Source organism: Flavobacterium sp. ACN2 (genome assembly GCF_002303885.1).
GTDB lineage: Bacteria > Bacteroidota > Bacteroidia > Flavobacteriales > Flavobacteriaceae > Flavobacterium.
Genome location: NZ_MRCM01000003.1, coordinates 1 through 21,521, shown reverse-complemented (window position 1 = coordinate 21,521; position 21,521 = coordinate 1). Strand labels below are relative to the sequence as shown.

Below are 21,521 nucleotides of genomic sequence, written 5' to 3'. Positions count from 1 at the left end.
TAATCTAGAATACGCTGTCTTTATTTTTTAGAAAGTTCTTCTAAAACTTTTTTTCCACCTTCATTTGTAGGATCCAACTCCACTGATTTCTTGTAGTTAGCAATGGCCAGTTTTTTATCTCCATCAGCCAAATAAGCTTCACCTAAACTATCATAAACATTACCAGATTTTGGAAAAGTATCAACGTTGATTTTGAAAACTTCGATGGCTTCTTTCTTTTTTCCAGTTTGAAGCAATTGATATCCAACTCTGTTCATATCGCCTTCTTTAATGGCATAAGTTGGATCGTTTTTTAGTTTTTTGTAAGTTTCTGTTCCTGCTACAGCGCCTTTTTCGTTATAAACATCTAATAGATCAAGAGCCAGCGATTTCTTTGGCTGGCTAAAAGGCTGATTGTATAAAATTGAACGTATTGCAGTATTCATTTCTCCCAAAACAGTTCCGCCAGTATTATTTAATAAAACCACAAGATTTTTGTCTTTCGGAATACGAGAAATAATAGTATTAAATCCGTTGATACCGCCGCCGTGTTCAATAACAGTTAGTTTGTCATTTCCGTTTGGCACTTCGTAAGTTGACCATCCGTAGCCATAAAAGCCATTCCATGCTTTAATGTAAGGTTTGAATAAAGATTCCATTGATTTTTCAGAAAGCAATTTATTGGTATAAAGCGCCTGATCCCACAAATACAAATCTTCTACAGTAGAATATAAAGATCCTGCAGCGTACGGAATACTCATATCAATATAAGCGGCGTTTACAATTTTCTTTCCTTCTTTTTCATAACCAGAAGCTCTGTTTTTTAGAACTATGTCACTATGATCGTAACCAGAATTAACCATTTTTAAAGGCGTGAAAATAGTTTCTTGTAAATTCTGCTCATATGTTTTGCCTGTAATTTTTTCGATAATGTACCCCAATAAAAAATAACCCGAATTGCTGTAATTGAATTTTTCGCCTGGAGTAAATTCAAGAGGCAGACTAGAAAATGTCTTTACAAAAGCTTCTGGAGCATAAGGATTTCTTGCTTTATCTTTAAAGAAGTTAGGCGCGCTGGTATAATTTGGAATTCCTGAAGTATGAGTCAATAAATGATGAATGGTGATTTTATCACCGTTTTCTTTTGGATAATGTGGAAGATAAGTGGTAATAGGCACATCTAGTTTTATTTTTCCGTCTTCTGCCAGTTTTACAATCAAAAGAGCAGTAAATTGTTTACTAATAGAACCCAATCTGAATTTGGTATCAGGTTGATTCTGAATATTCCATTCCATGTTGGCAGAACCAAAACCTTTTTTGAAAATTACTTTTCCGTTTTCCGCCACCAAAGCCGAACCGTTAAATTGTCCGTATTCGGTGTATTTCCTTAAAAGCTGTTCGATTTGCTGTGCTTTATCTTGAGCAAATGTGCTAAATGACGAAAGCTGAAAAGCGACAAAAAGCACAATAAGTTTGACTGATTTTTTCATAAGGGATTGATTATGGTTTTAGATTAATGAAATTTGTTTTTGATTGATGATTGAAACTTCTTGAATGAAATAAACAGATGTCCTAAAAGGTTAGACGATTGTTTTGTGATTTGGTTTCAAGATTAATCCAAAATTTTTATTTTTTTTCGGAATATAAAAAAGTAGAGCACAGACCATTTACTTAAAAAGTAGGCCTATGCTCATAACTAACAGATATTTTTAGTGCTCTTAAGCAGTTAAAATTTTACTTATGTATACTAATAAAAGGATAAATAATTTGAACATGTTACTCAGATTAAAATTAATATCTGATGGCGATAGCAATTATTTGGTTTCGATATCGACTATTTTTCGGCCATTTTCTCCTAGATAATGAACGACTATATTTTCATAAACTTTGTAGCCATCATCAACATTGGTAAAAATGATTAAACCTTGTTTCGTTTTCGGAAGAAGAATAAAAATAGTCTGAACACCTTTATCAGCTCCGCCGTGAGAAAGCGCATAATTTTCGTTTCCTAAATCATAGATTTCAAAACCCAAACCAAAATATTTGTTTTTTTTCGTCTGGACTTGATGCGAAATCATATCGTCAAAAACCTTTTTGCTTAAGCCTTCGCTCTTCATTATGCTAGATAAAAATCTGCCATAATCTTCAACTGTAGTCAAAAGATCGTCTGCAGCGCTTGCGGTTTTATTTTTAGTCGGGTCGTAAGCATTACCGTCTTTGTCATAATTAACGGCATATCTCGAAAGATCAATTTTATCATTCCATATAAATTGAGAATCGTTCATCTTTAAAGGATCAAAAACTAATTCTGAAGCCAATTGATCTAATGTTTTGTGAAATTTTTTCTCTAATGCTTTTCGCAGATATTCAAAACCTTCTCCAGAATATTGGTATTGCGTTCCCGGTTTAAATTTGAAATCTAATTTTTTAGATTCATTAAAATCCCTCCAATTCGGAAAACCAGTTTGATGGCTTAAAACAATTCTTGTCGTCAATAATTTATGATTCGGATCTTTAGCAATATCTGGATCAATCCAATATTTATTAAGCGGTTCGTCTAAATTCCATTTTCCTTGCGAAACCAATTTCAAAGCAACAATTGCAGTTACTGGTTTGGTTAGCGAAGCAACATTCCAAATCGTGTTATAAGGTGCGGGAACATCACGTTTCAGATTACCAAAAGTTTTTATTTGTTTCAGTTTTCCATCCGAAATAATTCCAATTCCTAAAGCAGGAACATTATTTTCTTTTAGCCATTTTTCCGTCACCTGATCATTGTCAAAAAGACCAGATAAGCCCGCCGTAGAACTAGTCATTTGATGATTGTAGCTTAGCGATCTTGCCAATTTCCACTCTTTATTTTTTAAGAGCCAAAGATGCGTGAATTTGGCAAAGCTTCCTGCTTGTTCAGCATTACCAGCAGAAGTTTCATAAAAGCGATGCGTTCCCATTTGAATCGCACCGTATAAAATGCCATTTTTAAACAACGGATAAATTTCGGTACTTCCAGAAATTAATTCTCTGCGATAATTGTATTTTCTAGTTGGAGAACAAATGCCACTTTTAAAAGTCTTTAAGAATCTCGCTTTATCCGAAACACTGTCTTTGTCATGATAAAACTCAAAATCTTCAGTATATAAATTTTCGAATTGCTTTACATCGCAAGTATTAAAACCAATATCAAATAAAAGACTGTCTTTTGACATAATGGTTTTATACAAAGCAGAGGTTTTTTCTTCTTGAGAAAAACCAATTTGTATTTGAAAGAATAAAATTCCAACTAAAATACTTTTTAATTGAAACAAAAAGGGATTGATAATTTTCATTTTGATGATTGATTGATGATTATTGATTCTGCAAGAATACTTCAATCAAAAGTACCAAAATTGTATAAAAGCGAAATTTTATCTTTTTTGCGAAAGAAAATACAAATCAGGATTGAACATTTTTGGAGTTGTTTTAGTCACATCTTTAAACTTTCTGATAAAATGCGATTGATCGAAGTATTTATTATAAAGTGCAATTTCGGTTAAACTCATTTTCTCTAAATCGGCGTTCAGCATTTGATCGACCGATTTTCTGAATTTTAAAATCTGAATGTATTTTTTAATCGTAAGTCCAGTCGTCGTTTTAAATTTTATTTGAAGTAAACGCTGTGAAGAATTCAACAACTTTCCGATTTCTGAAACCGAAATTTCATCTTCGCGAAGTCGTATAATTTCACAGATTTTTTCAATTATATTTTGATGCGAATCTGCTAATGCTTCAAAATAAGCATTAATTGTTTTTAATAGTATTTCAATATCAGATTGAATCTCCACTTTAAAAGGCAATTCTGCTGAATTAATTTTAATAATCGAATCTGTAAAATTGCTCAAATCGTATTTAGGAAACAGAGAAAGCGTCCAAGTATGAAGCTGGATTATGGTAACTTTTGCTTTCGGCTGAATATTAACGAGCACTTTATTAGTCATTTGAGAGCAGAAATAAATACCTTCGTTCATTTCGTATTTGTTTTTACTCGTATGAACTTCAATCGAATTGCCGTTAACAATAGCAAGATTAAAACAGCCGTTTGGCAAAACCAATTTATTTTCGATTAGGCTTTCGCCGATGCTGTTGTCTAAGCACCAGATTTTATTGACAAACCGTTCGGTTTTATGACTGACGTAATGTTCTGAATATAATTGCATTTTTGGATGAGACTTTTTAATATTGATTTGCAATTGAACTTCAAATTTAGGTTAAAAAAAGTGATGTGGTAAAAATGAGATCCAAAAGATGATTTTGAATAATGTCCAGATTTTGTGGTTTTATAATAATTTTATAGTACCAAACCTAGAAATGGTATTAACTCCATATAAAAACCCAGCTGTAAAGCTGGGTTTTTAGTTTAATATTTATTTCTTTCCTGTAAATATATCAACCGTTGATGTTTTCTTAAAGGGATCATTAAAGAAACTTGTTACAATTAAATTGAATAATTCGGGTTTTTCATAAGCTCCAAAATGTGTTGCGCCAGGCATTACAAAAAAGTTCGAATTCGGAATATTATCAAATATTTCTATAGAATGTTCTAATCTAATAGCATCTCGATCTCCAGACATTATCAATACAGGACATGTTATTTTCTGTAGATCCTTCTTAGAAATATTAGGCTGTTTTGCCAATAAAGTATATAAGTTTTTTGTGCGAGGATCTTTCGTGGCTTTTAAGGTGTCTAAAACCAATTGATCTATTTCGCTGTAAACTGCTTTTTTTCCAGGATATAAATTAGCTCCAAAAACAGCAACTTTTTCTGTTTTGTCCGGATGATGAATAGCAAGCAATAAACCTAAAATTCCACCATCGCTTTGTCCCCAGATATAGGCATTTTTTATTTTTAACGAGTCAAGTAAAGCGCTTACATCATCTGCCATTTCGTTATAATTCAATTGCTTGTTAGAAGGATCAATAGATTTTCCGTGCCCTCTGCTGTCAATTGCAATAACCTGAAATTGCTTTTTAAAATATTCTATTCTTTTGCTGTGGCCTTTAATAGAACCGCCATTGCCATGAAGTAAAACCAAAGGTTTTCCGGTTCCATAAATTTCGTAGTACATTTTAAAGCCGTTAATTTCTTTATAATTTCCAGCTTCCTTGTTGTTGCCATATTTTATTGGTTCTGTTTGAGCATAAATAGCTGCTGCAGATAAAAAGGCTATTAATAGTAAAAGAATTGATTTTTTCATGGTTTTGATTGATTAGTGTGAAATGGTTTAAAAAGTAAGACGCGCAATTGTTCAATTTGTTTCATTTTAATACAATCTAATTGGAAAGAGAATGATGATTAGTAAAAGTTCAATTCAATTAAAAACCCCAGCTTTATGGCTGGGGTGTGTTTTTTTATTCTTTAAATAATCGTGTGCTACTTTAATAATGTAATGGTGTAATTGTCTTTATTGTATTTGTCGCTAACAATTAATTTTGTGTCTAACTCAGAAATCGTTATTTGTAAACTATTTGTAGTTACGTTTACTTCATTTAAAATTTTATTAGTGCTGACCGATTTACTGTTTTTTAAAACTAGTTTAGTACCTTCATTAGAAAAATTTAGTATTAGATTTTTATTTTTGAAATCTAATTTAATTTCAATCGAATTAACTGGAAATGAATGTTCTTCATTTAGAATATTTAGATATTGATTAGGCACTTTTAGAAAGCAACTTTTGTTTGTATTGATAAGAATTTTTTGTTGCAAAACGTCATCAACAGATTCTGTAATATTTTTAGAAAATAATTTACTTAAATTTTCAAAAGTCTTTTTGTCATCAGTTTTCTCTAGTATAAAAGTATTAAAGAGCACTTGGTGAAATTCTTCATCAAATTGGTCTTTTAAAGATTCAGTTATTTTTTCAATTTTTTCATCGGTGCTTAGTTCTTCCTCTTCTCCAAAAAGCTCTTTAGACGAAGGATTATCAAGTTTATATTTACCGTTTATTTTTTTTAGAAAGAGGGGAAATCTTTTTTCAAAAGAAGGCTCAACAAATAAATTAGTCAAAATTTGCTTTACGATTTCCTTATCCGAATACTCATTGATTTCAGTCGCTAGATTAAAATAAGAGAAAGCCGAAAAGGTATTTTTGTCTAAAACGAACTCAGGTTTATATTTTAAATAATCAAAAGAATAATCAACATATAAGGTTTGCTCTTTTAAAGTTTTTTTAGTTTTAAAATCTAGAAAATAAAGCGATAATCCATTTGTATATGGCAATTCATAATTTAAATCTGATGTAGACTTTAATTTAAATTGATAATTTGAACTGTAAGTATTATTGCCGCCAACAATCAAATCATAAATAAGGATGTCAGAACATAATTTGTCAATAAACATTTTAGCTCTTTTCATCTCCGCAGGAAAATTGTCTTCTATATCATATACGCTTTTGAGCGTGTTTTGAGAGTTTATAGAAATGGAAAAAAAGAATATGAATAATCCAGGTATTAATTTTCTAAAAGTCATTGGGATTTAGTTACGTTAAAAGTCAAAAATAGTGATTTTAGTTTCCTAAAATATATTTTTACTATATTTTCTAAAATAATCCTGTTTAGTATTTTCCCATTCTTCAGAAATAATACTAAAATAAACATCATCTTTACTTTTTCCCTCAGAATCGACATAATTGTTTCTGAAAATGCCTTCTTTTACAGCGCCCAGTTTTTCAATAGCTTTTTGCGATCTTATATTTTCAAGATCGGCGCTGAATTGTATTCTTCTAAATTGAATTTGTTCGAAACCAAAATTCAGCAATTCAAATTTGCATGCTTGATTTAATCCCGTTCCCTGAAAAGCTTTGCCGTACCAAGTCCATCCAATTTCGCATTTTTGACTTGCGTGATTTAAGTAACCGTAGCGCGTACTTCCAGCAACTTTGTTAGTTGCTTTGTCAATTATTAAAAAAGGATAACAAATCCCGTTTGCTTTCTGTTTTAATGTACTTTTTATATAGTTTTCGAAATCTTGATCGTTTCGAACATACATTCCCATATATTTCCAGATTTCATCGTCAAATATGATTTCTTTGAGTTCTATATTTCTTTCGTTTTCAAAAGGAATCAAAAGCACTTTCTCGTTTTCTAAAATAATCTCCGATTGGATAATTTCGCTGTTCATGAATTTTGTTTTTTATGGAATGAATTAAATCGAAAGCGAAATTAGTTGTTTAATTTCTGTGAATAAATCAAATAAAATAACAATTTGTTGTATTTTTAAAACATCAAAAAACAAGATAATCTTTGTGAATCACTATTTACAAACAATTTGTTCATTTATTTTAAGGCTCATGTACAATTATTAGTTATTTTTACGACCCAATATTAGATTTTCCCTCGATGCAAACATCTTTAAAAATTGCTGTTGTTGGTTCTGGACTTGTAGGATCGTTACTGGCAATTTATCTTAAAAAAGCTGGTCACTCTGTTCATGTCTATGACCGTAGTCCAGATATCCGAAAAATAAATTTTTCTGGCCGTTCTATTAATTTAGCAATGTCCAACCGTGGCTGGAAAGCTTTGGATGCAGTTGGTGTTGGCGATTCGGTTCGAGAAATTGCAATTCCGATGGATAAACGTGCCATTCACTTGGTAGACAAACTAAATTTTCAGAATTACGGTCAAGAAGGAGAATCGATATATTCTATTTCAAGAGGAAAACTAAACAGAAAAATGATCGATCTTGCCGAAGAAGCTGGAGCTGAATTTCATTTTGAACAGAAAGTTTGGGACGTTACTTTGAATGATGCTACGCTTCATATTGGCGAAAGTGAAAGAGGCGAGTGGGAAGAAAGAAAGTTCGATATGGTTTTTGGCGCCGATGGCGCTTTCTCTAGAATTCGTCACAGAATGCAGCGCCAGAGCATGTTCAATTATTCTCAGGAATTTTTGAATATGGGATATAAAGAACTAAATATTCCAGCAAATCCAGACGGAACACATAAATTAGATAAAAACTCATTTCATATTTGGCCACGAGGCGAGTACATGTTAATTGCACTTCCTAATCTTGACGGAAGTTTTACTTGTACTTTGTTTATGCCTTTTGAAGGCGAAAACTCATTTGAATCATTGATAGACCGTAAAATGGTAGAAGATTTCTTTGAGAAAAATTTTCCAGACTCGATTGAAGTAATTCCAGAATTGGCAAATGATTTCTTTAAAAATCCAACCAGTACTCTGGTTACCATGAAATGTTTTCCGTGGACTTACGAAAATAAAATTGCCTTAATTGGTGACGCTTGCCATGCCATAGTTCCATTTTACGGACAAGGAATGAATGCGGGTTTTGAAGATATCACTGTTTTGAGCGAAATGATTGAAAAGTACCAAGACGATTGGAAAAAAATATTTTCAGAATATCAGATCTCAAGAAAACCAAATGCAGATGCCATTGCAGAACTTTCATATCGAAATTTCTTAGAAATGAGTACCAAAACAGCAGATGAAAAATTCTTACTGCAAAAGAAAATAGAAAAAGTCTTTTCAGACAAACATCCAGACAAATGGATTCCGCTTTATAGCCGCGTTACTTTTAGTGATCGCCCGTATGCTGAAGCTTTGGCAATCGGAGATTATCAAAACGGAATTATGGAAGAGGTTCTTAGAATGGAAAATATAGAAAACATCTGGAACAGCCCAGAAGTTGAAAACAAGATTTTAGCATTATTAGAGCAGGCTTAAGTTTTTATACCTATTTATATACGTAAATATAATCTTTACACATAATAATAAACCCGACAGATTTTCAAGAATTTGTCGGGTTTTATATTTTAGGTTGGTTAAGTCCTTTTATTTTTTAAAGATTTTAGTCAAAACTCCAAACACACCTCTTATAAAAGTAGCGCTTGTTACGACTTTTAAAACAGACTTTGTAACAACTTCTGTAGTGCTTGGTCCTGTTTTTGCAGATTTGGTAGGAGCTTGCGCTTCTTGTTGTGCTGCAGCTTCTGTCGCTTCTGCCAGTTTTTTGTTTAAAATTTCAAAAGCACTTTCGCGGTCAATTTCTTCAGCATATTTTTTAACTAGTTTCGATTTGCCGTTTATTTCATCAATTTCAGATGGAGATAAAACATCCATTCTGCTCATTGGCGCACGCATCATGGTCGCAACAAGAGGGGTTGGGATACCTTTTTCGTTAAGCGCCGTAACTAAAGCCTCTCCAATTCCTAAACTCGTTAATAATTCATCGGTCTTATAATAAGGAGAAGTAGGGTAGTTGTCGGCTGTCTTTTTAATTGCCTGACGGTCATTGGCTGTAAAAGCTCTTAGCGCATGCTGAATCTTTAGTCCCAACTGAGCTAAAACACCGCTCGGAACATCCATCGGGTTTTGGGTAACAAAATAAATTCCAACACCTTTAGAACGAATTAATTTTACGATTGTTTCGATTTGCTCTAATAGCGCTTTACTCGCCTCATTAAAAATTAAATGCGCTTCGTCAATAAAGATGACTAATTCTGGTTGCTCTGCATCTCCTTTTTCGGGCATTTTCTGATAAATTTCAGCCAAAAGACTTAACATGAAAGTCGAGAATAATTTAGGCTTATCTTGAATATCCGTCAAGCGGATGATATTAACGTAGCCTTTTCCGTTTTCATCAATTCGCATTAAATCATCGGTTTCAAAAGACAATTCGCCAAAAAACAAATCACCGCCTTGTTGCTCTAGTTCTATAATTTTTCGAAGAATGGTTCCTGTTGTGGCAGTTGAGATCTTACCGTAACTAGCAGCAATTTCATCTTTACCTTCCTCAGTAATATAATTAATTACTTTTTTGATGTCCTTTAAATCCAATAAAGGCATTTGATTATCATCGCAATATTTAAAGATAACCGCTACAACTCCTGCCTGAGTATCATTTAAGTCTAAAATTCGAGAAAACAGTACAGGGCCAAATTCAGAAACAGTAGCACGAAGACGAACTCCATTCTGTTTCGACAAAGACATTAATTCAACAGGAAATGCAGCTACATTATAAGGTACATTTATTTTAGCATGGCGTTCTGTAATAAAACCCTCTTCTTTTCCTTCTTTGGCTATACCGCTAAAATCTCCTTTAATGTCCATCATTAATACAGGAATTCCGGCATTAGAAAGTTGTTCCGAAAAAACCTGGATTGTTTTGGTTTTTCCTGTTCCAGTTGCACCAGCAATTAATCCGTGGCGATTTAAAGTTTTCAGCGGAATTTTGACATGTGCTTCCGCAATTGGCTCACCGTCAAGCATTGCGCCTCCAAGTATGATGCTGTCTCCCTTTGAAGAATACCCTGTATTTATATCTGCAATAAAATTCTCTTTTTTATTCATGTTTTTATTTGTAATTTAGATTGTTATATGAGTATTGCTTTGTTTTTGGATACTTTTTATGTGGTTTTTTTTAGTAAGAAAAAGCTTTTTTTGATTGAAAATTTAATAAAAAAAAAATTCGCAGCTTTTTAAGAAGATATCAAAGGAATCTTTGAATATTTACTAAAACGTTGTAATTTTTCTAATTATCGTCCTTTTTTTTGTTTTATTTAAAAAATGACGCCGCCAATTTAATGAGATATTTTTTAAATCGAAGTTAAATTTCGGTCAATTAAATTAAAAAAAGTTTTTTTATTTAAACTAAACGTATAAATTTGCTCCTCTACAAGTTAAATATAACTAAAAAATAAAAATTATTTAAAACTATTAAAATTAAAAAAAATGGCAAACGTTAAAGTTAAAAAAGAAAGCACTTCAAATGGCGGAGGAATGATCACAGGAATCATTATTGTAGCGTGTATCTTAGTAGGGGTGTTTATTTGGAAAGTAATCATGGGGGATTCTGCTAACTTCGAAGGAGGTAATCCAGAAACAGGACATCCAATCAATACATTAGGACAAGTATATAAAGGAGGTTTCATCGTACCAGTATTATTAGGTATGTTTTTAATGGTTGTTGTTTTTTCTATCGAAAGATTTATTGTTATTGGTAAAGCTGCTGGAAAAACTAACCTTGACAAATTCATGAAAAGCGTTCAAGGAAGTATTAAAGAAGGAAACATCGAAGCTGCTATCGCTTCTTGCGATAAACAACAAGGTTCAGTTGCAAACGCAATTAAATCTGCTTTGGTAAAATACCAAGATGTTAAAAAAGAAGGATTCAACAGTGAAGAAGCTTCTGAAGTAATCCACAAAGAAATTGAAGAGGCAACTTCATTAGAAATGCCAATGTTAGAGAAAAACATGACTATTATCTCTACTTTAGTATCTTTAGGTACATTAGGAGGATTATTAGGAACTGTATCTGGTATGATTAAAGCGTTTGGTGCGTTAGCTTCTGCTGGTACTCCTGACCAAGCTGCTCTTGCAACAGGTATCTCTGAAGCACTTATCAACACTGCTACAGGTATCTCTACTTCTATCTTAGCAATTGTTTCTTACAACTTCTTTACTGCTAAAATTGACGATTTAACTTACTCTATCGATGAGGCTGGTACTACAATCGTGAATACTTACAGAAAATTCAGAGGAAGTTTAAGACAATAATTAATTTTTGATTTTATATCAAAAAAATAAAATAAAAGATAATGGCTAAAATAAAAATGAAAAAAAAGTCTACATCGACAGATATGACTGCGATGTGTGATGTAGCGTTCCTTTTGCTAACGTTCTTTATTTTGACCGCTACTGCTAAAGTGCCTGAGGCATTGCCTGTAGATATGCCTGCTTCTGTTGCAATAAGTAAACTGCCAGATACTGATTTGGCTATTATTACAATAGGAAAAGGGAAAGTATTTTTTGACATCAAAGGAAGAGAAGTTCGTAAAAGAACTCTTGAAGGAATGGGTGCAAAATATGGTATTGAATTTTCAGAAGAAGATAAAACCAAATTTGCTCTTATGGATGATTTTGGTGTGCCAATTACAGGTTTGAAGCAAATCATTGATATGAAAGCGGCGGACAGAACCAAAGCAAACCAGCCTGGAATTCCTTTGGACTCATTAGATAATCAATTAAAAGAATGGCTTCTAATTTCTAGAAGAGCTACAATTGATTTGGATGACAAAGAATTGCAGATTGCGATTAAAGGAGATGCTAAAGAAGAATATCCAAGAATTAGAAAAATTATGGATATTTTGCAAGATCAGAAAATCAATTCCTTTAACTTAGTTACTGGTAAGAGAGGAAGAGACTTTTAATTAAAAAATATACACTAAGATGGCTGAATTAAATACCGGCGACGGCGGTGGTGGTAAAGGTGGCAAAGTAAGAAGTAAAAAGCAAAATTCGAAAGTCGATTTAACAGCGATGGTGGATTTGGCATTCTTATTGATCACATTCTTTATGTTAACTACTTCGTTGTCAAAACCTCAATCGATGGATTTATCATTGCCAAATAAAGATGATAACGAAAAAGATGTTAAGGATACTAAGGTAGACGAGAATCGTACCATGACAGTAATGTTAGGTGGCGATAATAAAATGGTTTACTATATGGGGTTATTGGCAACACCAAAAGTGGGGCCAAAAGATATTGCATATGGTAAAGATGGTATCCGTAGAGAATTGTTAAAACAAAAGAAAAATGTTTTAGCATATTCTGCTGCTTTAGGGAAACCTAAAAACGGAATCATTGTGATCATTAAACCAACTAAAAAATCAAATTACCGTAATTTGGTTGATATCTTGGACGAAATGGCTATCACTGGAGTTGAGACGTATGCAATTGTTCCTGAGTTTACACCAGAAGAAACAAAAGTGATAGATAAAAAATAAGAGCAATCTTAGTTTTATCGACTTAAAAATCAAGAAGTATGAAATTAGATATTATAAAAAATCAGTGGCTTGATATCGTATTCGAAGGACGTAATAAGATATATGGAGCATACGAGCTGAGAAAATCAAACGGAAAAACAACTGTGAAAGCACTTGTTATTGGTTCTCTTATCTTTAGTGCTGCTGTTGCTGCTCCTCTTATCGCGAGTTTGTTGCCAGACTCAACAGAAGAAGAAGAGGTAAAAGAGGTTAAGATGGCTGCGGTAAAATTACCTCCTAAAAAAGAGGAAATTAAGCCTAACATGCCACCGCCACCGCCACCGCCACCAAAAGTGGATCAGGTTAAATTCGTTAAACCTGTGGTTGCAAAAGCGGAAGAAGTAACTGAAGACCCACCAAAAATTGTTGAGTTAAAAGACAAAAAAGTTGGTGCTGAGACTATCAAAGGAGATCCAGATGCAGTTTTAACTGTTGATGAGCCAGTTGGAAAAGGACCAGTAGCAGAGGTGGTACAAGAAGATAACACTGTATATAACACAGCTGGTATCGAAGTAAAACCAGACTTCCCAGGAGGTATTGAGAAATTCTACAAATTCGTAGGAAACAACTACAAAACTCCAGAAGAAGAAGGTTTAAAAGGTAAAGTTTACGTTACGTTTGTAGTTGAAAAAGACGGGTCATTAACAGATATTAAAGTTTTAAGAGATATCGGTTATGGTACAGGAGCAGAAGCAATTCGTGTTCTTAAAAAATGTCCAAAATGGACTCCCGGCGAGCAAAATGGTAAAAAAGTTAGGGTATTATACTCTCTTCCTATTACTATTCAATCTGCAGAATAATGTTAAAAGATATGCTTAATAATATTCAGAAGAAATCGCTCAAAGAGCGATTTCTTCTTGTTTTAGGAATACTGTTTTTTTTAATTTATCTTGTGCTCGGTTTAATGATTATGTTTTGGGAAAAACTCCCACTTAACATGGAACCAAAATACAGATATGCTTTTGGTGGATTACTAATTGTGTACTCTGCAATAAGATTTTTAAGATTAATTAATTCAAAAGAATAATAATTATGTTGAAATATAGTAAGCCTTTAGGTTTGGTTGTTTTTGTCTTTTTGTTTGCCATGTGCAACCAAAAAAGCAAGAATGAAACTGAAAAAGAGACCATTTTGAAAGGATCACTTGATCTTGCGGTTGACGAAACAGTAAAACAAATTGTGGACGATCAGGTTGCTGTTTTTGAAGGTACTTACTATGATGCAAAAATTAAGGTAAAACCAGAATCAGAAGCTGAAGTAATTAATGATTTGTTAAATCAAAAGGCTAAGGTCGCAATTACAACTCGCGATCTAACTGTAGAAGAAAAAGCTCGTTTTGACAAAAGTAAAATTAATCCAAGAGTAACTCCTTTTGCTCATGATGCTATTGCTTTTATTTCAAGCAAAAGCAATAATGATACATTAATCGCGTTGAAAACTGTGATTGATTTCATGCAGGGCAAAACAGATGGCAAAATTAAAGGCCTTGTTTTCGATAATCCTAATTCAAGTACGGTTCGTTACATGAAAGAATTAGCAAAGGTGAATGAAATACCTAAATCGGGAGTTTTCTCATTTAAAACAAATAATGAGGTAATCAAATTTGTTTCAGAAAATGAAGGAATGATTGGTGTTATTGGTATTAATTGGTTTTATCAGCCAACTCCTGACATGACAGAGACTATTAATAAAATTAATGTTCTTTATGTTAAAGGTTTGAACAGTAATGAATATTATAGTCCAACTCAAAATGACTTGGAAATTGGAAAATATCCTTTGGCACGTGATTTGTTTATTATCAATTGTCAAGGTTATTCTGGACTAGGAATGGGCTTTGCTTCATTCATAGCAGGTGACATCGGCCAAAGAATAGTTTTAAAATCAGGCTTGTTGCCTTACAAAACTCCGGGACGAAAGCTAAAAATTAGAAATGAAATTATAAAAGATAAAGAATAAATTAATTACAATAAAGATGAATAAATTTAAAATTTTAAGTCTTGCATTAGTTGCTTCGGCTACCGCGGCAAGTGCGCAAGATATCAACCAGGCAAAGAAGGCAATTGATGCTGAACAATTTGATAAAGCAAAAACTATCCTTAAATCAATCATCAAAGCTAAACCTTCAGATGGGGAAGCAAATTTTGTTTTAGGAAATGTTTATTTAAATCAATCAGTTGTCGATTCTGCAAAAATCTATTACAATAATGGATTACAAGCTTCAGATAAGAAAAATTTAAGCTACATTGGTTTAGGACAATTAGATCTTGATGCAAAGAATACTGCTGCTGCTCAAGCTAATTTTACTTTAGCAACTAAAGACATGAAGAAAAAAGATGTAAATGAATTTATTTACATCGCTAGAGCTTACATGAATTCTGAGAATCCAGATTATAAAAGTGCTACTGACATTTTGAAAAGAGCTTTATTAGTAGATCCTCAAAATGCACAAGCACTTTTGGCAATTGGAGATGCTTACTACGGAGCAAACAACCAAAACGATGCTTACAAAGCATATCGCGATGCTTTTACAGCTGATAATACTTTGTTAAGAGCGAAAATGCAATTAGGAGTTTTATTAAAAGGTGCTAAATCTTACGATGAAGCAATTAAATCTTTTAATGAAGTTATCGCACTAGATGCTAATTACGGACCAGTTTACAGAGAGCTTGCTGAAACATACTACAAATGGGCAAGAAACAAACCTTCTACTGCTAAAGTTAACTTGCAGAATGCAATTACAAACTACGAGAAGTACTTAAGTTTGACAGATTACTCTCTTGATTCTAAAATGCGTCATGCAGATTTCTTAATCTTGGTTAAAGATTACAAACAATTAGAGACTGTTGCAAACAAAATGATTGCTCAGGATAAAGTAAATCCTAGAATTTACAGATATTTAGGATATGCTGCTTACGAAAATGGAAATGTTGATGTAGCTATTAAATCTATTGAAGATTACATTAAAGCTCCAGGAAACAAAGTTATCGGTAGAGATTACTACTACTTAGGATTGGCTAAAATTAAAAAAGGAACTGCAGCTGATGGTACAGTAGATCAAGCAGCTTTTGATGCTGGTTTAGCTGATATCAAAAAAGCAGTTGAATTAGAGCCTTTAGTAGTTGAAGAATTCGCTGATTTCGGAAAAGAGTTATTTGGTAAAAAACAATATGCACAAGCTGCTGCTATTTTTGAACTTGGAGCAGGTAATTCTGAGTCTAAAAATTACTTAGATGATAGTGTTTATTATGGAATTTCTTTATACTATGGTAATGCTAGTAAACCAAAAGAAAGCCGTGATGCTGTTGCTTTAGGGAAAGCTGATGCAGCTTTTGATAAAATTTTAGTAACTGCTCCTAGCTATGATGAAGCATACTTGTACAAAGCAAGAATTAATTCGTTATTAGATAAAGATGATTTAATCATTAAAAACTACGAAGAATACGTTACTAAAATTTCAGCAAAAGGCGCAGAAGAAGTGGCTAAGCCAGCTGTAACTAAGAAATTTATTGAAGCTTACAATGGTATTGGTGCAGCTTATGCTAATACAGATAAAGCTAAAGCTATTGAATATTTTAATAAAACTTTAGTTTTAGATCCTGCAAATTCATACGCTACACAATCTATAAAAGCTTTAAAATAATTAGAAAGTTTAAAGAGAATATAAAAACCGATAGTTCAAAAAACTATCGGTTTTTTTGTTCCGTATATTATTGACTATCTTTGCACTCTTAAAATATTAAAATGTTACCAAAAGAAATACAATTAGAAGTAAATAAAGGAGCAATGCTTCCTTTGATGGAAGAATTTTATACCATTCAAGGAGAAGGTTCACATACAGGACGAGCTGCTTATTTTATTAGAATTGGTGGATGCGATGTAGGATGTCATTGGTGTGATGTGAAAGAAAGTTGGAACGCCGAACTTCATCCGCCAACAAGTGTGGATTTAATTGTTGAAAATGCTGCAAAATATGCTGATACAGTTGTAGTGACTGGTGGAGAGCCTTTATCTTGGGATATGACATTTTTAACAAAACGATTAAAAGAAAAGAATCTAAAAGTTCATATCGAAACTTCTGGAGCTTTTCCATTATCAGGAACTTGGGATTGGATTTGTCTTTCGCCAAAAAAGAACAAACTGCCAACACAAACCGTGTATGATAATGCTCATGAGTTAAAAGTGATTATTTATAATAAACACGATTTTATTTTTGCAGAAGAGCAAGCAGAATTAGTAAACGATAATGCAATTTTATTCCTTCAGCCAGAATGGAGTAAAAAAGAAGAAATGACTCCACTTATTGTTGATTATGTAATGAGCAATCCAAAATGGAGAGTTTCATTACAGACACATAAGTATCTTAATATTCCATAAAACAAAAAATCTCTTCAGTAGAAGAGATTTTTTGTTTTATACAAGTATACAGTTTGTGTAAAAAGTAAACAACTCATTATTTCCAGTTTTTATAATTTTTCAAGGCAGTAATGTGTGCAAGATGATGGTTTCCATGCCAGGCATACATTCCGATAATTTTTTTGAGTTTGTTTTCCGAATTATCTGAAGGATGTATAAAAGTTTTTTCTAAATCAGATTCAGATAAATTTTTCATAATATAGCCTAGTCTGAAATGAAGTCCTTTCAATAATTCCAAAGTTGGTTGAATAGGCATTGTTAAACTATCATTTAATTCAGACCAAAGAACTTCGTCGTAAGCTTTGATAACTGGATTGTTCTCTGTTAATGTCCATTTAATTCTGATAAAACAATGCATATGGCTTTCGGCGCAATGATGAATGACTTGTCTCACGGTCCATCCGTCATTACGATAAGGCGTGTCTAATTGTTCATCTTTTAAATGAATCGTTTCTTTTGCTAATCTTTCTGGAAGAGTTTCAATTTCTTTGATTTTTTCAGAAAGATATTCTGCTGAAAAATTTTCTGGAGCAATAAATTTTCCGATAGGATATTTTAATTTCTCTAAATCTAGTTCTTTCATAGGTTTTTTTATGGTTTATTTTTAAATGGTGAGCCTAGCTAAATAATCATAATGCTCGCCCTCTAGAACAAGTTCACAATTTAAATCATTGGCAATCGCTGCATTTTGAAGCGTGTTATAATCCAAATACAACCAATCAAAAGGTTCTTCTTTTTCTCCTTTATAGCTAATATTAAAAACGAGCTCTCCATAATAATCATTTTCAGACGGAATCCATTTTCCGCCATCTTCATCCTCATCAAACATATAAATGATATCCGAGCTGTCAATTAAAATTTGTCCGCCAGGATTTAAAAGAGATTTTAGTTTAGTTAAATAGGAATTGCAGTTTTTTAACTGGCCAAAAATCCCTGTTCCGTTCATTAGAAGTAAAATTGTATCGAACTTTTCTCCATCAAAATCGAGAATATTTTCAACTTTAGCGTTTTTTATTCCTCGAAGACGGCAAGTCTCAATTGCTTTTTCAGAAATATCAATAGCGGTTACATTTAAACTGCGTTCATTTTGCAGGGATAAAGCATGACTTCCAGCTCCGCACCCTACATCCAATATTTTTCCTTTTGCCAATTGCAAAGCCTTTTGCTCAATTTTCGGCATTTCGTTATAAGAGCGGAAAAGATATTCGACACTCATTTCATCTTCTTCAGAAATAGAAGTTTCAGTAATAATGTCTTCAGGTGAATTTTTGGTGTAAAAATCAAATATTGCTTTCCCAAAAAGATCTTTCATTGTTTTAGTTCAAAGTTTAAGGTTTCAAGTTCAAAGTTGTTTAATTTTGCAAATCAACTTTAAATACTAAACTTGAAACAGATTTTAAATAATTTAAGTAAGTTAGCCAAAGATAAGCATAACGAGAATAAAAAGTATTTCGATAAGCTTAAAAAGAAACCGCCAAAGAATTTAGATTACATTATGCAGGATTTGCATAATGCCGAATTCAAAAGGACGGATTGCTTGAAGTGTGCTAATTGCTGTAAAACGACTGGGCCATTGTTTACTTTGGCAGATATAGAGCGAATTTCTAAACACTTTAGACAAAAGCCTCAGCAATTTATTGATCAGTACTTGCGAATTGATGAAGACAAAGATTATGTTTTGCAAAGCGTTCCATGTACGTTTTTAGATAATGAAAATTATTGTATGATTTATGATGTTCGTCCGAAAGCCTGTAGAGAGTTTCCTCATACAGATCGAAACAAATTTTATCAGATTTCTAATTTAACTTTGAAAAACGTCGAAATTTGTCCAGCAGCATTCAACATCGTCGAGGAAATGAAAAAGAAGCTGCCGTTATGATTGAATATACAGGCAATTGTTTCTAAGAATATATTGATTTCCTTTTTTAAGATGTATTTTTGAGAAAGGAAATAATTAAACAACATAAAGAAAACTCATAATTTGAATTTAGAATATTTCATAGCCAAAAGACTTATTACTGCAAAAGATTATAAAAGCAGTATCTCGGCGCCCATTATAAAAATTGCGATTTCTGCAATTGCAATCGGAATAATCATGATGATGGTTTCTGTGGCCACAGGAATAGGCTTGCAAAAGAAAATTCGCGATAAAGTTTCTGCTTTTAATGGCCAAATCATAATTTCTAATTATGACAATAATAATTCAGAAGTTACAACAGTTCCAATTTCAAAGCAACAAGATTTTTATCCTAATTTTAAATCGGTTCCAGAAGTAAGCCATATCCAGGCAGTGGCCAGTAAAGCTGGAATAATTAGAACGGAAAATGCTTTTGAAGGAATTATATTTAAAGGTGTAGGAGCAGATTACGATTGGAATAATATTAAAGAATATATTGTTGAAGGTAAACTTCCAGGTTTTGCAAAAGCATTGAATGAAGATGTTATTATTTCAAGATTTCTTGCAGATCGTTTAAATTTAAAAATTGGAGACCAATTCAATACTTTTTTTATAAAGGAAGAGCAAGGTAAACTTCCAAATAGCCGTAGGTTTAAGATTGTCGGAATATTTAATTCCGGATTCCAAGATTTTGATGCAACATATATTATCGGAGATATCCGCCATATTCAAAGAATCAATAAGTGGAGCGAGAGTCAAGTTGGAGCATTTGAGGTTTTTGTAAAGGATTTTAATGAAATTAAATCCACAGGAAATAAAATTTACGAAAAAACCTCGTCTAATCTAGATACACAAACCATTGTAGAAAAATACAGTTATATTTTTGACTGGCTTAAGCTCTTTGATTTTAATATAGTAATCATTTTAGGGGTCATGATTCTCGTGGCAACAATTAATATGGTAGTGGCATTGCTGGTTCTCATTTTAGAAAGAACTCAAATGATTGGAATTTTAAAATCTATGGGCGCAAATAACTGGTCAGTACGTAAGATATTTTTATATAATGCCTTTTATCTAATTCTACGTGGACTATTCTGGGGAAATTTGATCGGAATTTCAATTCTATTAATACAGCAGCAATTCGGCATAATTAAGCTCAATCCAGAAAACTATTATGTAAATCAGGCGCCAGTTTATCTAAATTGGATGTATATACTATTATTAAACCTGCTTACGGTTGGTGTTTGTTTCTTGGTGCTATTAATACCTTCTTATATAATAACAAAAATATCACCTGTAAAAGCGATCCGTTTCGACTAAGTAAAAAGTAAAGCACAATATCCAACCCGACAGTTTTTTAAAACCAGTCGGGTTTATTGTTTATACATATATATAAGGAGAAAATCTCGATTGTCCGTCTGAGCGAAGCCGAAGCCCTTCTAGCGGCAGCATTTGGAATTTTGGATTTTAAAAAATTGAGATTTGGCATTTATAAGGAGCTGTTTCCCGCTATCCGCTTCAATCTTTTGCTTTTTAAAGAAAAAAGCAAAAGGATTTCCGCTTCTATCGGGGCTAGGGCACCGGTTTTCAGAGGCGGCTTAAAGGGGAAAAGGGCGGGTTTTGGAAGGGGGAGAAGGAAAAGCTTGGCGCCTCAGCGCCTTTGCGGGATTGAAAACGGAAGATGTCGGCTTTTGAAAACATGGAATTTCTTCAAAAAATGGGCTTAAAGGCTGAAAACCCCATAAAAAGCGAATGCCGAAACGGGCGGAAAATGCCAAAACAGCAGGGCTGTGCAGAAAAACCCTACAAGGTTTGAAAAAAGTTTATGCTGTAAACGGCGAGTTATTAGAATGTTAAGAAAAACATGGAAAAAATATCAAAAAAACTCTTTGAAAAAGCTTGCGTAAGCGGAAAAAGGTTCTACTTTTGCACCCGCAACAGCGAAGGCGTTCATCGAAATACTGGCAGGAAAGGAGAATCAGACGGAAAGAAATTTTCAAAAAAAAGATTCGAAAAAGCTTGCGAGATTTGAAAATGCTTTCTACATTTGCACCCCGCAAAACAGGAAAAGTTCATTGAGGGATTGGGAGGAAAATTGGAGAAAACGGGATTGAAAAAATCTCAAAAAAAACTTTAAATTTTTCTTGCAGGAAACAAAAAGAAGTTTTAGTTTTGCACCCGCTTTGAGAGACAAGCGAAAGACAAAAAAATTACGTTCGTAGACATATTGAATTGACAGCCGTTCTAACAGAGATGTTAGAACAAAAAGAATAAGAGCAGTAGAATCGCAAGATTCGAAAAGAACCGATAGAAAGAGCATCGATTATATAATATTAAAATATACGATGAAGAGTTTGATCCTGGCTCAGGATGAACGCTAGCGGCAGGCTTAACACATGCAAGTCGAGGGGTAGAG

Annotated in this window: 21 protein-coding genes and 1 rRNA gene; 13 read left to right on the top strand and 9 right to left on the bottom strand. The window is 32.9% G+C overall.

The window, feature by feature from the left end; translation table 11 throughout:
- Window positions 1-20: 20 nt before the first annotated feature.
- The 6 genes from BSF41_RS03960 to BSF41_RS03935 form a co-directional block, all read right to left on the bottom strand.
- Entirely contained in the window at window positions 21-1,469 is a 1,449-nt protein-coding gene (locus BSF41_RS03960) for a serine hydrolase domain-containing protein (RefSeq protein ID WP_095928230.1), read from the bottom strand.
- A 324-nt stretch (window positions 1,470-1,793) separates the two neighbouring features.
- Window positions 1,794-3,305: a serine hydrolase gene (locus BSF41_RS03955; RefSeq protein ID WP_095928229.1), complete on the bottom strand. Its 1,512-nt coding sequence runs from the start codon at window positions 3,303-3,305 to the stop codon at window positions 1,794-1,796.
- A gap of 78 nt (window positions 3,306-3,383) precedes the next feature.
- Window positions 3,384-4,172 (bottom strand): AraC family transcriptional regulator, encoded by a 789-nt coding sequence (locus BSF41_RS03950; RefSeq protein ID WP_095928228.1) that lies wholly within the window; start codon window positions 4,170-4,172, stop codon window positions 3,384-3,386.
- A 207-nt stretch (window positions 4,173-4,379) separates the two neighbouring features.
- Window positions 4,380-5,210 (bottom strand): alpha/beta fold hydrolase, encoded by an 831-nt coding sequence (locus BSF41_RS03945; protein WP_095928227.1) that lies wholly within the window; start codon window positions 5,208-5,210, stop codon window positions 4,380-4,382.
- 176 nt (window positions 5,211-5,386) lie between these two features.
- Complete coding sequence (locus BSF41_RS03940; RefSeq protein WP_095928226.1) at window positions 5,387-6,481, bottom strand: hypothetical protein; 1,095 nt, start codon at window positions 6,479-6,481, stop codon at window positions 5,387-5,389.
- Between the two features lie 45 nt (window positions 6,482-6,526).
- Window positions 6,527-7,132, bottom strand: a complete 606-nt coding sequence (locus tag BSF41_RS03935; RefSeq protein ID WP_095928225.1) for a GNAT family N-acetyltransferase — start codon at window positions 7,130-7,132, stop codon at window positions 6,527-6,529.
- Window positions 7,133-7,350: 218 nt separating this feature from the next.
- Here BSF41_RS03935 and BSF41_RS03930 point away from each other — a divergent pair, with 218 nt between their 5' ends.
- Window positions 7,351-8,694, top strand: a complete 1,344-nt coding sequence (locus BSF41_RS03930; protein WP_095928224.1) for an NAD(P)/FAD-dependent oxidoreductase — start codon at window positions 7,351-7,353, stop codon at window positions 8,692-8,694.
- A 108-nt stretch (window positions 8,695-8,802) separates the two neighbouring features.
- Here BSF41_RS03930 and BSF41_RS03925 read toward each other — a convergent pair whose 3' ends face one another.
- Window positions 8,803-10,320, bottom strand: a complete 1,518-nt coding sequence (locus tag BSF41_RS03925) for a helicase HerA-like domain-containing protein (RefSeq protein ID WP_095928223.1) — start codon at window positions 10,318-10,320, stop codon at window positions 8,803-8,805.
- Between the two features lie 381 nt (window positions 10,321-10,701).
- On the opposite strand from BSF41_RS03925, the gene BSF41_RS03920 reads away from it, so the two are divergent.
- The 8 genes from BSF41_RS03920 to BSF41_RS03885 all read left to right on the top strand — a co-directional run bounded on the left by BSF41_RS03920 (window position 10,702) and on the right by BSF41_RS03885 (window position 17,169).
- Window positions 10,702-11,526, top strand: a complete 825-nt coding sequence (locus BSF41_RS03920) for a MotA/TolQ/ExbB proton channel family protein (RefSeq protein WP_008464979.1) — start codon at window positions 10,702-10,704, stop codon at window positions 11,524-11,526.
- A gap of 41 nt (window positions 11,527-11,567) precedes the next feature.
- The gene (locus BSF41_RS03915; protein ID WP_095928222.1) at window positions 11,568-12,179 is read left to right on the top strand and encodes a biopolymer transporter ExbD; all 612 of its coding nucleotides are present in this window, start codon (window positions 11,568-11,570) and stop codon (window positions 12,177-12,179) included.
- Between the two features lie 19 nt (window positions 12,180-12,198).
- Window positions 12,199-12,756 (top strand): biopolymer transporter ExbD, encoded by a 558-nt coding sequence (locus BSF41_RS03910; protein ID WP_095928221.1) that lies wholly within the window; start codon window positions 12,199-12,201, stop codon window positions 12,754-12,756.
- Between the two features lie 38 nt (window positions 12,757-12,794).
- Window positions 12,795-13,595, top strand: coding sequence for an energy transducer TonB (locus BSF41_RS03905; protein ID WP_095928220.1), 801 nt, complete (start codon window positions 12,795-12,797; stop codon window positions 13,593-13,595).
- Window positions 13,595-13,822, top strand: a complete 228-nt coding sequence (locus BSF41_RS23910; RefSeq protein ID WP_095928219.1) for a hypothetical protein — start codon at window positions 13,595-13,597, stop codon at window positions 13,820-13,822. Before BSF41_RS03905 ends, BSF41_RS23910 begins: the two co-directional genes overlap by 1 nt.
- A gap of 5 nt (window positions 13,823-13,827) precedes the next feature.
- Window positions 13,828-14,751: a PstS family phosphate ABC transporter substrate-binding protein gene (locus BSF41_RS03895; protein WP_095928218.1), complete on the top strand. Its 924-nt coding sequence runs from the start codon at window positions 13,828-13,830 to the stop codon at window positions 14,749-14,751.
- A gap of 16 nt (window positions 14,752-14,767) precedes the next feature.
- Complete coding sequence (locus BSF41_RS03890) at window positions 14,768-16,435, top strand: tetratricopeptide repeat protein (protein WP_095928217.1); 1,668 nt, start codon at window positions 14,768-14,770, stop codon at window positions 16,433-16,435.
- A 101-nt stretch (window positions 16,436-16,536) separates the two neighbouring features.
- Entirely contained in the window at window positions 16,537-17,169 is a 633-nt protein-coding gene (locus BSF41_RS03885) for a 7-carboxy-7-deazaguanine synthase QueE (RefSeq protein ID WP_095928216.1), read from the top strand.
- Window positions 17,170-17,245: 76 nt separating this feature from the next.
- Here BSF41_RS03885 and BSF41_RS03880 read toward each other — a convergent pair whose 3' ends face one another.
- Together BSF41_RS03880 and BSF41_RS03875 are read right to left on the bottom strand one after the other, a co-directional pair.
- Complete coding sequence (locus BSF41_RS03880) at window positions 17,246-17,791, bottom strand: YfiT family bacillithiol transferase (protein WP_095928215.1); 546 nt, start codon at window positions 17,789-17,791, stop codon at window positions 17,246-17,248.
- Between the two features lie 21 nt (window positions 17,792-17,812).
- Window positions 17,813-18,520, bottom strand: a complete 708-nt coding sequence (locus BSF41_RS03875) for a bifunctional 2-polyprenyl-6-hydroxyphenol methylase/3-demethylubiquinol 3-O-methyltransferase UbiG (protein ID WP_095928214.1) — start codon at window positions 18,518-18,520, stop codon at window positions 17,813-17,815.
- A gap of 72 nt (window positions 18,521-18,592) precedes the next feature.
- Here BSF41_RS03875 and BSF41_RS03870 point away from each other — a divergent pair, with 72 nt between their 5' ends.
- From BSF41_RS03870 to BSF41_RS03855, 4 genes are all read left to right on the top strand, one after another.
- Complete coding sequence (locus BSF41_RS03870) at window positions 18,593-19,087, top strand: YkgJ family cysteine cluster protein (protein WP_095928213.1); 495 nt, start codon at window positions 18,593-18,595, stop codon at window positions 19,085-19,087.
- Window positions 19,088-19,189: 102 nt separating this feature from the next.
- A complete protein-coding gene (locus BSF41_RS03865) occupies window positions 19,190-20,425 on the top strand; it encodes an ABC transporter permease (protein WP_095928212.1) in 1,236 nt (411 codons plus the stop codon).
- Between the two features lie 56 nt (window positions 20,426-20,481).
- A complete protein-coding gene (locus BSF41_RS03860; RefSeq protein WP_095928211.1) occupies window positions 20,482-20,832 on the top strand; it encodes a hypothetical protein in 351 nt (116 codons plus the stop codon).
- A 615-nt stretch (window positions 20,833-21,447) separates the two neighbouring features.
- Window positions 21,448-21,521 (top strand): 16S ribosomal RNA (locus BSF41_RS03855); the annotation flags it as partial.

What these genes read in the sequence shown, in the direction of transcription:
- BSF41_RS03960 (WP_095928230.1), bottom strand. Translation starts at nt 1,469, where the DNA reads ATGAAAAAATCAGTCAAACTTATTGTGCTTTTTGTCGCTTTTCAGCTT.
- BSF41_RS03955 (WP_095928229.1), bottom strand. Translation starts at nt 3,305, where the DNA reads ATGAAAATTATCAATCCCTTTTTGTTTCAATTAAAAAGTATTTTAGTT.
- BSF41_RS03950 (WP_095928228.1), bottom strand. Translation starts at nt 4,172, where the DNA reads ATGCAATTATATTCAGAACATTACGTCAGTCATAAAACCGAACGGTTT.
- BSF41_RS03945 (WP_095928227.1), bottom strand. Translation starts at nt 5,210, where the DNA reads ATGAAAAAATCAATTCTTTTACTATTAATAGCCTTTTTATCTGCAGCA.
- BSF41_RS03940 (WP_095928226.1), bottom strand. Translation starts at nt 6,481, where the DNA reads ATGACTTTTAGAAAATTAATACCTGGATTATTCATATTCTTTTTTTCC.
- BSF41_RS03935 (WP_095928225.1), bottom strand. Translation starts at nt 7,132, where the DNA reads ATGAACAGCGAAATTATCCAATCGGAGATTATTTTAGAAAACGAGAAA.
- BSF41_RS03930 (WP_095928224.1), top strand. Translation starts at nt 7,351, where the DNA reads ATGCAAACATCTTTAAAAATTGCTGTTGTTGGTTCTGGACTTGTAGGA.
- BSF41_RS03925 (WP_095928223.1), bottom strand. Translation starts at nt 10,320, where the DNA reads ATGAATAAAAAAGAGAATTTTATTGCAGATATAAATACAGGGTATTCT.
- BSF41_RS03920 (WP_008464979.1), top strand. Translation starts at nt 10,702, where the DNA reads ATGGCAAACGTTAAAGTTAAAAAAGAAAGCACTTCAAATGGCGGAGGA.
- BSF41_RS03915 (WP_095928222.1), top strand. Translation starts at nt 11,568, where the DNA reads ATGGCTAAAATAAAAATGAAAAAAAAGTCTACATCGACAGATATGACT.
- BSF41_RS03910 (WP_095928221.1), top strand. Translation starts at nt 12,199, where the DNA reads ATGGCTGAATTAAATACCGGCGACGGCGGTGGTGGTAAAGGTGGCAAA.
- BSF41_RS03905 (WP_095928220.1), top strand. Translation starts at nt 12,795, where the DNA reads ATGAAATTAGATATTATAAAAAATCAGTGGCTTGATATCGTATTCGAA.
- BSF41_RS23910 (WP_095928219.1), top strand. Translation starts at nt 13,595, where the DNA reads ATGTTAAAAGATATGCTTAATAATATTCAGAAGAAATCGCTCAAAGAG.
- BSF41_RS03895 (WP_095928218.1), top strand. Translation starts at nt 13,828, where the DNA reads ATGTTGAAATATAGTAAGCCTTTAGGTTTGGTTGTTTTTGTCTTTTTG.
- BSF41_RS03890 (WP_095928217.1), top strand. Translation starts at nt 14,768, where the DNA reads ATGAATAAATTTAAAATTTTAAGTCTTGCATTAGTTGCTTCGGCTACC.
- BSF41_RS03885 (WP_095928216.1), top strand. Translation starts at nt 16,537, where the DNA reads ATGTTACCAAAAGAAATACAATTAGAAGTAAATAAAGGAGCAATGCTT.
- BSF41_RS03880 (WP_095928215.1), bottom strand. Translation starts at nt 17,791, where the DNA reads ATGAAAGAACTAGATTTAGAGAAATTAAAATATCCTATCGGAAAATTT.
- BSF41_RS03875 (WP_095928214.1), bottom strand. Translation starts at nt 18,520, where the DNA reads ATGAAAGATCTTTTTGGGAAAGCAATATTTGATTTTTACACCAAAAAT.